Annotated in this window: 13 protein-coding genes and 1 riboswitch; of the genes, 7 read left to right on the forward strand and 6 right to left on the reverse strand. The window is 64.7% G+C overall.

The window, feature by feature from the left end; translation table 11 throughout:
- Nucleotides 1–55 precede the first annotated feature (55 nt).
- Genes AUR_RS07605 through AUR_RS07615 form a run of 3 tightly spaced genes read right to left on the reverse strand, consistent with a single transcriptional unit; the run spans nt 56 to nt 3,995 of the window.
- Complete coding sequence (locus tag AUR_RS07605) at nt 56–1,117, reverse strand: PLP-dependent cysteine synthase family protein (RefSeq protein ID WP_128397106.1); 1,062 nt, start codon at nt 1,115–1,117, stop codon at nt 56–58.
- Complete coding sequence (locus AUR_RS07610) at nt 1,111–2,664, reverse strand: aromatic amino acid ammonia-lyase (RefSeq protein WP_062098209.1); 1,554 nt, start codon at nt 2,662–2,664, stop codon at nt 1,111–1,113. Before AUR_RS07610 ends, AUR_RS07605 begins: the two co-directional genes overlap by 7 nt.
- Nucleotides 2,665–2,666: 2 nt before the next feature.
- Nucleotides 2,667–3,995: an NtaA/DmoA family FMN-dependent monooxygenase gene (locus AUR_RS07615; protein ID WP_062098211.1), complete on the reverse strand. Its 1,329-nt coding sequence runs from the start codon at nt 3,993–3,995 to the stop codon at nt 2,667–2,669.
- Nucleotides 3,996–4,161: 166 nt separating this feature from the next.
- Nucleotides 4,162–4,275: riboswitch (SAM riboswitch) on the forward strand.
- Between the two features lie 12 nt (nt 4,276–4,287).
- On the opposite strand from AUR_RS07615, the gene AUR_RS07620 reads away from it, so the two are divergent.
- Genes AUR_RS07620 through AUR_RS07635 form a run of 4 tightly spaced genes read left to right on the forward strand, consistent with a single transcriptional unit; the run spans nt 4,288 to nt 6,785 of the window.
- Entirely contained in the window at nt 4,288–4,554 is a 267-nt protein-coding gene (locus tag AUR_RS07620) for a DUF1737 domain-containing protein (protein WP_021474073.1), read from the forward strand.
- Complete coding sequence (locus tag AUR_RS07625) at nt 4,551–4,961, forward strand: rhodanese-like domain-containing protein (RefSeq protein WP_021474072.1); 411 nt, start codon at nt 4,551–4,553, stop codon at nt 4,959–4,961. The genes AUR_RS07620 and AUR_RS07625 overlap by 4 nt, the downstream gene beginning before the upstream one ends.
- 3 nt (nt 4,962–4,964) lie before the next feature.
- The gene (locus AUR_RS07630; RefSeq protein ID WP_062098213.1) at nt 4,965–6,173 is read left to right on the forward strand and encodes an O-succinylhomoserine sulfhydrylase; all 1,209 of its coding nucleotides are present in this window, start codon (nt 4,965–4,967) and stop codon (nt 6,171–6,173) included.
- Nucleotides 6,174–6,182: 9 nt separating this feature from the next.
- Nucleotides 6,183–6,785, forward strand: coding sequence for a hypothetical protein (locus AUR_RS07635; protein WP_062098215.1), 603 nt, complete (start codon nt 6,183–6,185; stop codon nt 6,783–6,785).
- A 54-nt stretch (nt 6,786–6,839) separates the two neighbouring features.
- Here the strand turns inward: AUR_RS07635 and AUR_RS07640 are convergent, their stop codons facing one another.
- The gene (locus AUR_RS07640; RefSeq protein ID WP_062098217.1) at nt 6,840–8,051 is read right to left on the reverse strand and encodes a glutamate--cysteine ligase 2; all 1,212 of its coding nucleotides are present in this window, start codon (nt 8,049–8,051) and stop codon (nt 6,840–6,842) included.
- 219 nt (nt 8,052–8,270) lie between these two features.
- On the opposite strand from AUR_RS07640, the gene AUR_RS07645 reads away from it, so the two are divergent.
- Entirely contained in the window at nt 8,271–8,792 is a 522-nt protein-coding gene (locus AUR_RS07645; RefSeq protein WP_128397107.1) for a hypothetical protein, read from the forward strand.
- Between the two features lie 23 nt (nt 8,793–8,815).
- Here AUR_RS07645 and AUR_RS07650 read toward each other — a convergent pair whose 3' ends face one another.
- A complete protein-coding gene (locus AUR_RS07650) occupies nt 8,816–10,339 on the reverse strand; it encodes a UDP-N-acetylglucosamine 1-carboxyvinyltransferase (RefSeq protein WP_062098219.1) in 1,524 nt (507 codons plus the stop codon).
- Between the two features lie 127 nt (nt 10,340–10,466).
- Nucleotides 10,467–11,195: a siderophore-interacting protein gene (locus AUR_RS07655; RefSeq protein ID WP_062098221.1), complete on the reverse strand. Its 729-nt coding sequence runs from the start codon at nt 11,193–11,195 to the stop codon at nt 10,467–10,469.
- 102 nt (nt 11,196–11,297) lie between these two features.
- On the opposite strand from AUR_RS07655, the gene AUR_RS07660 reads away from it, so the two are divergent.
- Together AUR_RS07660 and AUR_RS07665 are read left to right on the forward strand one after the other, a co-directional pair.
- Complete coding sequence (locus tag AUR_RS07660) at nt 11,298–13,433, forward strand: penicillin acylase family protein (RefSeq protein WP_062098223.1); 2,136 nt, start codon at nt 11,298–11,300, stop codon at nt 13,431–13,433.
- Nucleotides 13,434–13,478: 45 nt separating this feature from the next.
- Nucleotides 13,479–14,081 (forward strand): GNAT family N-acetyltransferase, encoded by a 603-nt coding sequence (locus tag AUR_RS07665; RefSeq protein ID WP_062098225.1) that lies wholly within the window; start codon nt 13,479–13,481, stop codon nt 14,079–14,081.
- Nucleotides 14,082–14,083 lie beyond the last annotated feature (2 nt).

The raw sequence follows: 14,083 nt of genomic DNA on the forward strand, positions 1-14,083 counted from the left end.
GCGCAACGGGACGTGATAGAGCGCCGCCAAAACCCGGCGGGACGTGATAGAGGGATCACTCGCCGGGGACGATGTCCACCGCGAGGCGGATGTGGTTCTCAGCCAGCCACTGCGGGTTGAAGGCTTTGCTGAGGTAGTTCGTGCCGGCGTCGGGGGCTATCGCCACCACCACCGAACCGTGGGGCGCCGCCCTGGCCACCCGCAAGGCCGCTGCCACAGTGAGTCCCGACGACGGCCCCAAGGACAGGCCCTCTTCGTCAAGAAGCCGGTGCACCACTGTGTAGACCTCGTCGTTGGGGATGCGGAGGAATCGGTCAACGATCGAGCGGTCGAAGATCTTGGGCCACTCCGCGGCCGGCCATGAGTTCCCCACGCCATCCACCAGGATTTCGCCGGGATGGCCACCGCTGTAGGCGGAGCCGTAGGGATCGGCGCCCACCACTTCTACGTGCCCGCCCGGCCGCTCCTTCGCCACCCGTTCCTTCAAGTACCGCCCGTTGCCGCTGATGGTCCCGCCAGTGCCGATGCCCGCCACGAAGTGGGTTACGGCGCCCCCGGTCTGTTCCCAGATTTCCGGTCCCGTGGTCCGGTAATGCGCCAGGGGGTTGGCCGGGTTGTCGAACTGCATGGGACGCCAAGCTCCGGGGGTCCCCTCCACAACGCGTGCAGCCACGGCCCGGGCGTTCTCCGGGGATTCGGACGGCGCACTCCAATCGGTCAGGATCACCCGCGCACCGTAGTTGTGCAAGGCGGCGAGTTTTTCCGAGGAAATGGTGTCGCCGGTGACCACCACCACCGGATGCCCGGTGAGCCGCCCGATCAGCGCGAGGCCGATCCCCGTATTGCCCGACGTACTCTCCACGATGGTGGCCCCGGGCTTCAACTCGCCGGACCGTTCGGCTGCCCGGACCATGCTCAAGGCCGTCCGGTCCTTGATGGATCCGCCGGGATTCTCCGACTCAAGCTTAATGTGGATGCTGCTGCCCAACCCGCGGCCCAGGGCTTCGAGCTTCACCAGCGGGGTGTTCCCTACCCGCTCCAGCACGGAGGCGTCCAGCGCATCGGCAGGGACAGTTGCAGCATGCGCGCCGTGCTTCCGATGTGCCGTCGTCACCATTCGTTTCCACCTTGCCGGAGTCCGTCAACAACAATCCGAAGCTCCCGCCGCGCGTGCTCCACAAGTTCCGGGGCGGACGGCCGGTCTGCAAGGACGTCGGCAAGGCGGCCAACGACGGCGGCGGTCCCCTTGCCCAGCGGCTGCGCAGCTCCCGCTTCGAGCAGCAGATAGGACGCCGTCAGGGCCTCAATGGCGAGCAGCTTCTCCACGGCGTCCACGGATTTCACCAGTTGCTGCAGGGCGAGCGGCGCGAGGGTTGAATGGTCTTCGACGTCGGCGGACAAGGTGGGTGCGCCAAGGGTGGCCGGCGCTGCCAGGAATTTCAGTTCGGCGAGGAGCCCGGCCGCCGAGTACCACAGCAGCCCCGGCAACTCTTCCTGCACCAGGCCGGACCCGGCCGCTGCGGCAAGGTGCTTCGCCCGGATGGCACGCTGCGGCGGGTAGAGCTTGGCGATCCTGCGTTCACTCGGGATGCCCACGTGGGCGAGCGCCAAGCGCAAGCCCTCGAAGGCCAACGCCAGCTGCATCGGCTGGAAATTGCCCCCGGAGACCATCTGCCCCGATTCGAGGTCCACCAGCGGATTGTCACCCCTGCCGTTCAACTCCACGTCCAACGCTGCCGCCAACTGCCCCACCCCGGACCTGAACGCCCCGTGCGTCTGAGGCGCAGCCCTGAAGGACAGGGGGTCCTGCACGGAAACTTCCGGGCGTACGTCTTCCAGCCACCCGCCGCTCAACAGGCGGCGGACGGCGGCGGCCGATTCCCGTTGGCCGTCCACGGCCTTGGCCGATTGGATAGCCGGCGAGAAGGGGCTGAGGTTGCCGCCGCCGTCGTACCTTGCGATGGTTTCCAGGGAGAGGGCGAGCGCGACGTCCGCAAGCCGGGCCACATGCCGCAACCTCAGCAAGGCGAGGGTGCCGGCACCTACCGAATAGGCATTGGCGCTGACGAGGGCCAAGGCCTCACCGGCGTGGAGCGTGAGGGGCTGAAGTCCGGCGTCCGCGAGGGCCTTGGCGCCGGGCACCAGGACGCCGGACGCGTCAAGCGCTTCTCCCTCACCGATCGCGACGGCGGCGACGGCGGCCAGTTGGGTGAGGTCGGAAGAGCCCACCGAACCTTCGGCCGGGATGGCGGGGTGGACGCCACGGTTCAGGAGGTCGGCGTAGAAGCGGGCTGTTTCGGGCCGGACGCCGGAGCCGCCGCGACTGAATCCGACCAGGCGGGCGAGGATCACGGCACGTGCTTCGGCGCGGCTCAGGTAGGGTCCCACCCCGCTGTTGTGGTACCTGACCACCTGCACTTGGTAGGCAAGGATGGAGCCTTCCTCAACAGCGGTATCGCGGCCGGACCCCAGGAGGGTGTTGAGGCCGTAAACCCGCTCGCCGGAGGCCGCCACGTGCTCCACGACTTCCCGTGAACGGCCGATCAAAGTCAGGGCATCATGGTTGAGTTTCACGTGGCAGGAGTCTTCCGCCGCCGCCATGGCGATGCTTTCTGAATGAACGGGCGCCGTCCCGATCAGCAGCACCTTCGACTCCGGAAACATGGTCAGAAATCCAGGAGATTCTGCCGGAAACCGCCGTTGCCATAGCTTTTCCTCAGCAGGCCGCGGCGACGAAGTTCGGGAGTCAGTTTGTCCAGGACCCCATGCACCGTCACCGGATCGACGAACCCGGAAAACAGGAAGCCGTCACCGCCCACGGCCTCGCCCGTCTCCTCGAGGTAGTCGGCGATCTCTCCGGCGGTCCCGATGATCGAATCACCGGCGCCGCCGCTGCGGGCCTGCAGGATCTGCCGCAGCGTGGACCCGGGAGGAGCCGCTTTGGCGAAGTGTTCCAGCGTTCCTTGGTTACTGTTAGTGCTCAGCTCGGGGAGGGGCTGATCGAGGTCGAATTGCTTGAAGTCGATCACCGAAAGGTAGGAGATCGAGTTGAGCTGGCTGTCGATGTCCCGCTGCGTCAGCTCCTTGCGCCGTGCCCGCAGTTCCTCCCCCTCCGCAGCAGACCCCACCACGGTGGGCTTGAGGACAAAAAGTACCTTGACGTCGTCGGGATTCCGTCCTGCATTTGCGGCTTCGGCACGGATGGAATCGCGGTAGGCCTTCATCCCGTCGACGCCCCGGGCCAGGGCGATTGCGACGTCGGCGTGGCCACCCGCGAACGCCTTGCCCCGGGGCGATGCACCGGCCTGCACCAGTACGGGTTCCTCGGGAAGGGGTGCCGTATTCAGCGGACCCCGGACCTTGAAAAACTGCCCGTCGTGGTTGATGGGATGGACTTTGGTGTGGTCCGCAAACCGGCCTGCCTCCACGTCCTCCAGCACGGCGTCCGGTTCCCAGCTCCGCCAAAGCCGCCGGACGACGTCGACGAATTCCTCCGCCTTCTCGTAACGCAGGTCGTGCTCGATCTGCTGGTCCAGTCCGTAATTCTGCGCGGCGAGGTCGCTGCCGGAGGTCACCACGTTCCAGCCGAGTTGGCCCTCGGAGAAATGCTGCAGGGTGGCAAGGAGCCTGGCCGCGGTGAAAGGCGGGTAGAAGGACGCGCTGATGGTGGGCACAATGCCAAGGTGTTCCGTCGCGGACAGCAGGTACGGCACCAGGGCCAAGGGATCGTGCTTCGGAGCGAAGGACGCGTGCGCGAGCGACACTTCCGCGGTGCCGCCGTACGTGTCCGGGACGGTGAGTGAATCTTCGATGATGAACAGGTCCAGCCCCGACCGTTCAAAAGCCCTGACCGCCTCCTGGTAGAGCGCAGGCTTCTTCCAGTCATAGCCAAGGCTGTAGCCGGGAGTCCCCCAGCCCTGGACACCGAATCCATGGCCCACGAACCATCCGAAATGCAGCATGGGCTTGAGTGTAGAACTGCTCTGTCCGTTCACCGCGACCTGATTTCATGCGAAGTTACAGGGGGTCGTATTGCGTCAATTATGCTCCCGTGACGTCTTAAATGGTCCAGTCCCGGCGGCCGGTCCGGTTACGCAACATGACGACGGCGGGACACCCGCCACATGCGTCGCAACGGCCGCGGATGTTATTTTCTTCTTGAGTAATGAGTACCAGCGCCAAGCCCTGACTTGCTGGTCGGCAACCCTCTCCCGCGGCGGGGTGCCTCAGGTGACTACTCGGCGTATTCGACACTTCGAACTGCAAGCGTGACTGAGGAGCACATTAATGCCTGAACCCATCGAAGAGAGACTTTCCTACCGTTTGATCACGGGCCCGGACACCCGGGACTTCTGCGAACGGATCAGCAACGCCCTCGCTGAAGGCTACGTCCTGCATGGCAGCCCGTCGGCCACCTTCAACGGAACGGACGTCATCGTGGCACAGGCAGTGGTGTTGCCTGCCGCCGTCGCCAGCGCGGATGCCGCCGTGGCCAATGCCGTGGATGAGCTGGAGAACTACGAAGACGAGGCAGCATTCGAGGGCCACGCATGAGCTACGCCGGAGACCTGACCCCGCAGGATGCCTGGGCGAAGCTGCAGGACGGTGCCATCCTGGTGGACGTCCGCACCGAGGGCGAGTGGGCCCACATCGGCATCCCCGACACCAAGGCCACGGAAAACGATCCCCTGTTCATCCAGTGGAACCTTGCAGGCGGCGTCCCGAACTCCCGCTTCATCGAAGACCTGCAGCAACAGGCACCCGAGGGAGACGGCGTTGAGCTTGTGTTCCTTTGCCGGTCCGGCCAGCGCTCCATTGCTGCGGCCATCGCCGCAACCCAGGCAGGTTTCACCGCCTACAACGTCCTCGAAGGCTTCGAAGGTGAACCGGACCGTTACGGCGAACGAACCGTCAACGGCTGGAAAAACCGCGGCCTGCCAACCAACCTTGGAAACGAATAAGAAGTGACTTTCAACCCTGACGCCGCCGGCTGGAATCCAGACACCCAAGCCGTTCGCGGTGGCCTTGACCGTACCAATTTCCAGGAAACGGCGGAGCCCGTCTTCCTCAACTCCGGCTTCGTCTACGAGTCGGCTGCAGCTGCCGAGCGCGCCTTCACCGGAGAAGACGAACGCTTCGTCTACTCCCGCTACGGCAACCCCTCCGTTGCCACCTTCCAGGAGCGGCTGCGTCTCCTTGAAGGCACCGAAGCCTGCTTCGCGACGGCGTCGGGCATGTCCGCAGTCTTCACAGCCCTTGGTGCCCTGCTGGGCGCCGGCGACCGGGTGGTTGCCGCCCGCTCGCTCTTCGGTTCCTGCTTTGTGATCCTCAACGAGATCCTGCCGCGGTGGGGCGTGGAGACCGTGTTCGTGGACGGCCCCGACCTGGACCAGTGGCGCTCTGCCCTCGCCCAGCCCACCACCGCGGTGTTCTTCGAGTCCCCGTCCAACCCGATGCAGGAGATCGTGGACATCGCTGCCGTCAGCGAGCTCGCGCACGCCGCCGGGGCAACAGTGGTGGTGGACAACGTCTTTGCCACTCCCCTGCTCCAGCGCTGCGGCGAGCTCGGCGCCGACGTCATTGTGTACTCCGGCACCAAGCACATCGACGGCCAAGGCCGCGTACTGGGCGGCGCGATCCTGGGCACCAAGGAGTTCATCGAAGGCCCGGTCAAGCAACTCATGCGGCACACCGGGCCGTCATTGTCCGCGTTCAACGCGTGGGTGCTGACCAAGGGCCTGGAGACCATGGGCCTGCGGGTGAACCACAGTTCCGCCTCTGCGCTGAAGATTGCCGAATGGCTGGAAGACCAGCCTGCGATCAACTGGGTCAAATACCCCTTGCTCACATCCCACCCGCAGTATGAGCTGGCCGCCAAGCAGATGAAGGCCGGCGGTACCGTGTTGACGTTCGAGCTTTCGCCGTCGTCCGGCCGCTCCGCCAAGGAAGCCGCGTTCGCCTTGCTCGACGGGTTGCGGGTCATCGACATCTCCAACAACCTGGGCGACTCGAAGTCGCTCATTACCCACCCGGCTACCACCACCCACAGGGCCATGGGACCCGAAGGCCGTGCAGCCATCGGGCTCTCCGACGGCGTGGTCCGGTTGTCCGTTGGGCTCGAGGACGTCAACGACCTCATCCTGGATCTGGAGAAGGCCCTCAAACAGGTCTAATCTCATGCCATGAGGCATCCATACCGCCGCGCGGGGGCTGTCATTGTTGCGGGTTCGGTCGTGTGGCTGGCGGGAATATCTCCGGTGCCCCGCGTCTATACCACCCACGATCCGGCCGAGCGTTTGAGGCTGCTTCTGCGGGGTGAGCGGGGATGGGTGACCGGCCACCACGTGGCCGCAGCCGGGACCGCGGCCGTGCCGATTGGATTCGCCGCCTTGGCACGGGCCATGCCTGACGCCAAGGCCAAGCACTGGGTAGAGGCCTCGGCTGCGGCGCTCCTGGCCGGAGCTCCGCTGTTTGTGTACAGCCTGTCCCGGAGGGCGTCGGACCTTGAACGGTTTGCGTATCGTCGCGGCTCGAATGTTCCGTTCCTGGGCTACTCATGGCTGCACATCGCCGGCCTGGCCGCCCTCGGCACCGGCTTGCTGCGATCGCCGGCAAACCGCTGGGTGGGGCTGACGGCCAGCAGTGCTGCGGTACTTTTCGCCGGCATCCTGCTCAAGGCCAAGGACATTCCGCCGTTCGTCTTCTACGTTACGGAGGCGACTGTGGGAGGGTACCTGATGGTGTGGGATCCGGAGCCTCCCGCGGGCGACCCCGCGGTTGGTTGAGTTCCCGCAGTGCTGAGTTCCCGCGGTTGGCTGAGGTCCCGTAGTGCGGAGTTCCTAGGACCGGCGGACGCGTGCCAGCACGGGATCGGGATCCTTGATGGCACCTCCCGGTGTGCCGGAGACGGTGACTTTGACGGCATGCCCCACCACGGCACCCAACGCCTCAACACTGGGCGGACTCCCTGCGGGGCTTTGGCCGTCCCGTTGGCGGCTGTTGAAGCGAGCCGCAGCTTCCCGTTGCTGATGGGCGCCGTTTCCGCGCTCCAGGATGTTCGCTAAACCTGCTTTCACCAGTTCCAGCTCGCCCTGTTCCGTCAAAACAGGGGCCAAGTACTCCACCAATGCCCACACCACGCTTGTGGCCGGTTCGGGACGGAATTCACCAAAGTCAAGAAGGTCACCGCGCAAACCCATGTTGCTGGCTTGGAAACTGGCCATGCGCAACAACGCCGTCGGCACCGAGGCGGGTTCAACGCCGTCGAGCATCTCCCGGGTGGCCGTCTCCACCAAAGCCCGCACCAGCACGGCAATCAAGGCCGCATCCTCCGAACGCAGGCAGACGTCGGCAACCCGGACCTCCACTGTGGGGTGGTCCCGGGAGAGGCGGGCGTCAAAGTAGATCATGCCCTCATCCAGCAGCACGCCCGTCTCCAACAGCCGCTTGACCATACGCCGATAGGAGGTCAGGGAACCGAACACAGCGGACGGCCCGGACGTTGGCCAGCGGTTCCAGGCCTGGGTCCGGTAGCTGTCAAAGCCGGTGGCCTGTCCGCGCCAGTAGGGAGAATTGGCGCTGATGGCGGTCAGGACAGCGAGCTTGTCCCGGATGTGGTCCAGGACTACGACGCCTTCCTCAGGCGATTCCACCGAGGTGTGCACGTGGAAGCCGCACGTCAGCTGCTCGTACGCGGTGAGTCCAAAGCGCTCCAGCATCTCCGCGTACCTGGGGTTGGGCGTCGTGTGCGGGGTGGAAGCGAGGGGCGAAGTGGCAAGTGCGGCTACGCGGGCCCCGTGCTTGCGGGCGGCCTGGTCTGCCAAGGCCCGGCCCCGCCTGATCTGATGCAGCAATTCGTCGTAGCTATGGCAGGGCCGGGTCTGGGTCTCGATCTGTTCCAGCTTTAGTTCGTGGCTGAGCCCTGAACCGTCGCCCTCGGAAGTCCCGTCCTGTTGCCCTCTTCCGCTGATCAACGCATCCGCGAGGGCCAGAGGTTGACCCGTCACGGGATCGACGATGAGCAGCTCCTCCTCCACCCCGAAAGTACGCATGCTCCATTTTGCGCCCCACGATAGCCGCGGCCGCAAACCCCGCCGCCACCTGGTCCGTCAATTTTGCTGGATCATTCGTACCGGACCGTAGGCGAAGCCCCGAAAATGGCGGGGTCCCGAGGGCCAAGGCCGGAATGATCCAGCAAATTTCTCGTCGGGCTATCCACATAAGGCCCCCGACCACTCCTGGCGGGGCGTCGATCGTGGCTTGCTGGCCCTATGGATGCGCTTGAATTCCTCACATCGGTGGGCGGAGTCGCCAAGATCGGGCTGCTCCGGGCCAACGGGTACACCCCCGCCGATATCCGCAAGCTCGCAGGTGCCTATCAGCCCAGGCATGGTCTGTGGGCCATACCGTCGGCTAACCCTGCTGTCCTTAAGGCGGTTTCCAACAACGGCTACCTGACATGTGCCAGCGCAGCCCTCAGGTACGGTCTCTGGCTCAAGACCACACCGGCAAAGCTTCACTTAGCCACCAGGCACGGCAGAGGGCACGGCTTCGTGCGGCACGGCGGTCTCCGCTTCGGTCCGGAGGCCAGTCTTCCCCTTGCCTCCGTGGAAGTACGCCCCGGAGCAGATCTGGAACTCGCCGGAGCACGTCATGGCGGAAATCCGGGGCTTCCTGGCCAGGGGAAGACCCCGCCATTTGGGTGGACGAGCAAAAATTTGCTGGATCATTCGCACCTGACCGCAGGCGAAGCCCCGGAATGGCAGGGTCCCCGAGGGCCGAGGCCGGAATGATCCAGCAAATTTGAGGGACCGGCCTAGTCCTGGAAGTACTCCACCTTGGCGCCGATGGTGTTCAGCCGCTCGGCGAGGTCCTCATAGCCACGTTCAATGACATAGATGTTGCGGAGCTCCGACGTTCCGCGGGCGGCAAGCATCGCAAGGAGCAGGCACGCCGCCGGACGGAGGGCCGGAGGGCAGCCAATCTCGGCGGCACGCCACTTGGTGGGGCCGTTGACGTAGATCCGGTGCGGATCCAGGAGCTGGACCTGGGCGCCGAGCTTGTTGAGCTCGGTCAGGTAGATGGCGCGGTTCTCGTAGACCCAGTCGTGGATCATGGTCTGGCCCTCTGCATTGCCGGCGATCACGGCGAAGAAGGGCAGGTTGTCGATGTTCAGCCCCGGGAACGGCATGGGGTGGATCTTGTCCTGCGGGGCGCGGAGCTCGGATGGCTTGGTGGTGACGTCCACCAAACGGGTACGTCCGTTGCGTGCCTTGTATTCGCCGGAAATCTCCAGCTCCTGGCCCATCTGCTGCAAGGTGGCCAACTCGATCTCCATGAACTCGATGGGCACCCTCCGGATGGTCACCTCGGAGTTGGTGACGATGCCGGCAGTGATAAGGGACATTGCCTCGATGGGGTCCTCGGAGGGGAAGTACTCGATGTCCACGTCGATGCTGGACCGGCCGGTGATGCGCAGCGTGGTGGTGCCAATGCCTTCGATCCCCACGCCCAGGCCCTGCAGGTAGAAGCACAGGTCCTGGACCATGTAGTTGGGGCTGGCATTGCGGATAACGGTGGTGCCCGCACGGTGCGCGGCAGCCATGATGGCGTTCTCGGTCACGGTATCGCCGCGTTCCGTCAGCACGAACGAGCGGTCTTCGCCGTCGGCCGGCGGGGCTGCTACGGAGTAGAACCCGGACTTCGCCTCGACCCTCAGCCCGAATTCGCGCAGCGCCTGCATGTGGGGCTCAACGGTGCGGGTCCCCAGATCGCAGCCACCGGCATACGGCAGCAGGTATTCGTCGGTCTCGTCCAGGAGCGGTCCCAACAGCATGATGACACTGCGGGTCCGGCGCGCTGCATCGACGTCCATGGTGCCGAGATCCAGCACTTCGGGACGGCGGATGCGCAGATCGCTGTTATTAAGCCACGTGCACTCGACGCCGATGGACGTCAGGACCTCGACGATCCGGTTGACCTCTTCAATCCTTGCCAAACGACGCAGGGTGGTGGTTCCCCGGTTGATCAGGCTGGCACACAGCAGGGCCACGCCGGCATTCTTGCTGCTGTTGACGTCAACGGCACCGGATAACGTGCGCCCGCCTTCAACCCTTAGGTGGGTCATCTGGGGACGGCCCACCTTGACGATGGAACGGCCAAAGATGGCCTCAAGCCGTTCAATCATTCGAAGGCTCAGGTTCTGTTTGCCCTGCTCCATGCGGGCCACGGCGCTCTGGCTGGTTCCCAGCTCGGCGGCCAGCTGTCCTTGGGTCCAGCCCTTCTCGCTGCGGGCGTCGCGAAGCAGAAGGCCAACGTGTTCGGCAGTAGGTTGGGTCATAACCCAAGAAATATCACAAGTGAGTTAGAAGGCCCGCGCAAAACACCGATTCAGCGGTTAAGGTCACACCATACCCGGCCGGTGCGATATAAAGCTCGACGGCGGACTGTCGGCCAAGGTGCGGGGGTCAGGCCTTCCAGTACCCAAGGACGTCGATCCGCCGTCTATCCACTCCCACCACCTTGCGCAGGTGTTTGGCAATGGCGCGCGCACTGGAGGCCTCGCAGGCAACCCAGAAAAAGTCCTCCTCTGGCGAAACGGCTTCTGCAGTCAGCGACGAGCAGACTTCTTCCGCCAGGGCCGCTCCGTCACGCTTGCGGGGAATCCAGGTAACAGCATCGCTTGGCGTCGTCCGGACCTCAAGGGAAGGATCGGCGTCGTGCTGGAATTCCAGCCAAAGGTGCGCCGGCGCCGTGGATCCCACGTCGGAACGTGCGTCCAAGAGCGAGTTGATGGCCGGGATCGAGGCGGGATCGCCAACGATCCAAAGGCGCCGCGCCGGCTGCGGGAAATTGAAGGCGCTGCCTTGGACGGTCGCTTCGATGGTGGCGCCGGGCTGCACCGTACGGGCCCAGTCAGCCGCGATACCTGCGTGCATGGCGAAGTCCATGCTGAAAGTTCCGGCCCGCACATCCGGATCCACCAGGGTGTAGGCACGCTGATGACCCTTTCCGCCGTCGTCGAACCACAGCCTGATCCACATGGTGGGGTGCAGCTCGGAGACCATCAGCAGCCCACCGTCTTTGACGTTGATGCGGAGGAAGTCAGGGCTAATTTCTTCCCGCCCGATGACCTCCAACATGAAGTCCTTGGCACCCATCGCCTTAAGGACGATGCCTTCCCAGCTCCGCTTCAAGCAACACTCCTTCATGAATGGCAGGGATTTTGAGGTGGCGGCCGCACCGCCTATCTTGAACTTAAGTAAGCCTAACCTAAGCTCGAAAGCGGTCCCAAAACTATGACGCCAGCGTCGACGTACAACCCGCCCGCAGAAGGTTCCGGGATCTACCGGGACGAGTGGGGCATCCCCCACCTGTGGGCTGACAGTGCCGATGACCTGGCTTTCCTCCAAGGCTTCAACGCGGCAGCGGACAGGTCTTGGCAGATCGAGCTGGAACGCTGGCGCTCCGAAGGACGGACGGCCGAGCTCCTGGGATCCGCGGTCCTTGAGTGGGACCGTTTCGCCAGGCAGGCCCGGCTGGACCATACTGCGCGGCGCTGTTTTGAAGGGTTGGACGAGGCCACCCGCCGCTGGTGTGGGAAATATGTGGACGGCGTGAACCAGGCTTTGGCGGACGGCCTGCGGGGCGGCGCGGAATTCGACCAGGCCGGCGCTGCGGCCGAACCGTGGAAGCCCTGGACCCCGCTGGGAGTTTTCCTCGTTCACCACATCCTGTTCTCCACCTTTCCCAACAAGCTGTTCCGTGCCCACGTTGCCCGTACCCTTGGCGACAAGGCAGTGGACATGTTCAGCATCGAGGCACCGGTGTGGTCGGGCAGCAACGCGTGGGCTGCGCATGGATCCGTCAAAGAAAGCGGGCTTCCGCTGGTGGCCGGCGACCCCCATCGCCTCATGGAACTGCCCGGCGTGTACCAGCAAGTGCGCCTGGCCTGCCCGGAGTTCGACGCCGTCGGGTTCGCTTTCCCGGGTGTCCCCGGGCTGCCGCATTTTGCGCACACAGGTCACACCGCCTGGGCCATCACCAATGCCATGGCCGACTACCAGGATCTCTTTGAAGAACACCTCCGCCGGCTCCCCGGCCGTGGGGACTCCGCCGAGCGGGTGCTCGCGCGGGGCCCCAGGGGTTGGGACGTCGTTGAGGCCGGGGTCGAAACCATCACCGTGCGGGGCGGCGAGCCGGTCCGTGTGGAAGTCCTCCAGACGCCCCGCGGTCCCGTTATTTCACAAACGCCCGACGGCGGCGCGCTGAGCTTGCGCTTCCCCGCGTCGGTTGAAGGGCGGCTGGGTTTCGAATCCCTCCTTCCGCTGTTGCGGAGCCGGAGCGTGGCAGATGTGGAGGCTGCTTTCGATTCATGGGTGGAACCCGTCAACAGTGTCATAACAGCAGACATCCATGGCTCCGTACGACAATTCGTGGCCGGCCTGGTTCCGCAACGCAATCCTGCGAACCGTCGCTTGCCTGTTCCGGGCTTCTCCTCCCGCCACGGATGGGACAAGCAGTACGTGGCTCTTCCCCGCACCGAGGTCCGGCATTTCGCCGTCAGCGCCAACGATCGCGCAGCCGGCGGTGGAGACTCCGTAGCTTTGGAGTTCGCACCGGAACACAGGGCGCGGAGGATTCGCGAGCTCTTGGAAGCCGCCTCGGAACCCTTGACAGCGGACCACATGCGGGGCATTCACTCGGACACGTACCTGGGGCCGTGGCCACACTTCCGGAAACTCTTGGCGACCCTTGACCCGGGCGGCCTTTCCCCGGAAGCCGCCTCCCTCCGCGTCCAACTTCTCGAATGGGATGGCCGGATGGACGCCGGGAGCCATCTGGCGGCGTGCTTTGCAGCGTGGCGGGGTGCCCTGGTCCAAAGGATGGTCAGGCATCCTGCCTTATCTGCCCTTGCCGGGCCGACGGGATTTTCGCCCTTGTTCGGACCGTGGCTCTCCATAGCTTCCCGGGTGGGGTTCGCGCTCGAAACCCTGGCGGTCCGCGCCGGCGAACTGGGGATATCGGTGCCTGTTGAGGCTACTGCGGCCCTTGAGGATGCGGCGCAGGATAGGGCCTTGGAGGATTCAAGCAAGAACCGCGGCACGTGGGGTGACCGGCACCAGCTTCTGGCGGTCCATGTGCTGCCCGGAGACCTCGCCGGTTCGGCACCAACACGTGCGCTCAGCGGGGACACCGGATGCGTCCTCTGCACGGAGAGCCTTCCCGGTGTTGACGACCGCAGCTTCCGGGGACCTGTCGCCCGTTATGTCTGGGACCTTGCCGAGCGAAGCAACAGCCGCTGGGTGGTCCCTTTCGGCGCCTCCGGCAGACCGGACAGCCCCCATTTTGCCGACCAACTCCCCCTCTGGGCCGAGGGTGAACTCATTCCCGTGATCACGGATTGGGGCCGTCTTCGCAAGGAAACGCGCTGACAGCTGCTTCCGGCACGCACACCACACAAACCAAAAGGAGAATGAATGACCACCTCAACAGAAGACTTTGCCGTCCGCCGGACCATCTACGCAGAAGAACTCACGGGCTGGGGTTCGTTGCGGATTGTCCCGCTCATTCCTGCGGAAGACATCGAGCTGGTCCACGAGTGGGTCTCGCAGCCAAGGGCAAGGTTCTGGGGCATGACCGAAAAATCACGCGAGGAAGTCCAGGAAATCTACGAGTTCCTGGATTCCCTGGACACGCACCATGCCTTCCTGGTGATCCTGGACGGGGAGCCGCTGGCTTTGTTCCAGACGTACGAGCCGCTGCACGATCCCGTGGGTGAGGCCTACCCTGCGCGGGAGGAGGACATCGGCATGCACCTGCTGCTCGCTCCCGCGACGCGACCGATTCCGCACTTCACCCCGCGGCTTGCGACGTCCCTCATCAAGTACATGTTCTCGGTGCCCGGAAAGGACCGGATCATAGTTGAGCCCGATGCCAGGAACGCCAAAGCGCTTCGACGGCTGGAGGCGACCTGCTTCGAGCTGGGTCCGATCATCCAGCTCGAAGAAAAGGAAGCCCAACTCGGCTTCCTCACGCGGGCCGGCTTCGAACAAATCCAAGCGGAGCAATCCACTCGCTGAAC

Origin of the sequence: Paenarthrobacter ureafaciens, assembly GCF_004028095.1 — a bacterium.
Lineage (GTDB): Bacteria > Actinomycetota > Actinomycetes > Actinomycetales > Micrococcaceae > Arthrobacter > Arthrobacter ureafaciens.

Bases quoted from the DNA above. Each gene is read 5' to 3' on its own strand.
- AUR_RS07605 (WP_128397106.1), bottom strand. From the start codon at position 1,117: ATGGTGACGACGGCACATCGGAAGCACGGCGCGCATGCTGCAACTGTC.
- AUR_RS07610 (WP_062098209.1), bottom strand. From the start codon at position 2,664: ATGTTTCCGGAGTCGAAGGTGCTGCTGATCGGGACGGCGCCCGTTCAT.
- AUR_RS07620 (WP_021474073.1), top strand. From the start codon at position 4,288: ATGCCTGAACCCATCGAAGAGAGACTTTCCTACCGTTTGATCACGGGC.
- AUR_RS07625 (WP_021474072.1), top strand. From the start codon at position 4,551: ATGAGCTACGCCGGAGACCTGACCCCGCAGGATGCCTGGGCGAAGCTG.
- AUR_RS07635 (WP_062098215.1), top strand. From the start codon at position 6,183: ATGAGGCATCCATACCGCCGCGCGGGGGCTGTCATTGTTGCGGGTTCG.
- AUR_RS07640 (WP_062098217.1), bottom strand. From the start codon at position 8,051: ATGCGTACTTTCGGGGTGGAGGAGGAGCTGCTCATCGTCGATCCCGTG.
- AUR_RS07645 (WP_128397107.1), top strand. From the start codon at position 8,271: ATGGATGCGCTTGAATTCCTCACATCGGTGGGCGGAGTCGCCAAGATC.
- AUR_RS07650 (WP_062098219.1), bottom strand. From the start codon at position 10,339: ATGACCCAACCTACTGCCGAACACGTTGGCCTTCTGCTTCGCGACGCC.
- AUR_RS07660 (WP_062098223.1), top strand. From the start codon at position 11,298: ATGACGCCAGCGTCGACGTACAACCCGCCCGCAGAAGGTTCCGGGATC.
- AUR_RS07665 (WP_062098225.1), top strand. From the start codon at position 13,479: ATGACCACCTCAACAGAAGACTTTGCCGTCCGCCGGACCATCTACGCA.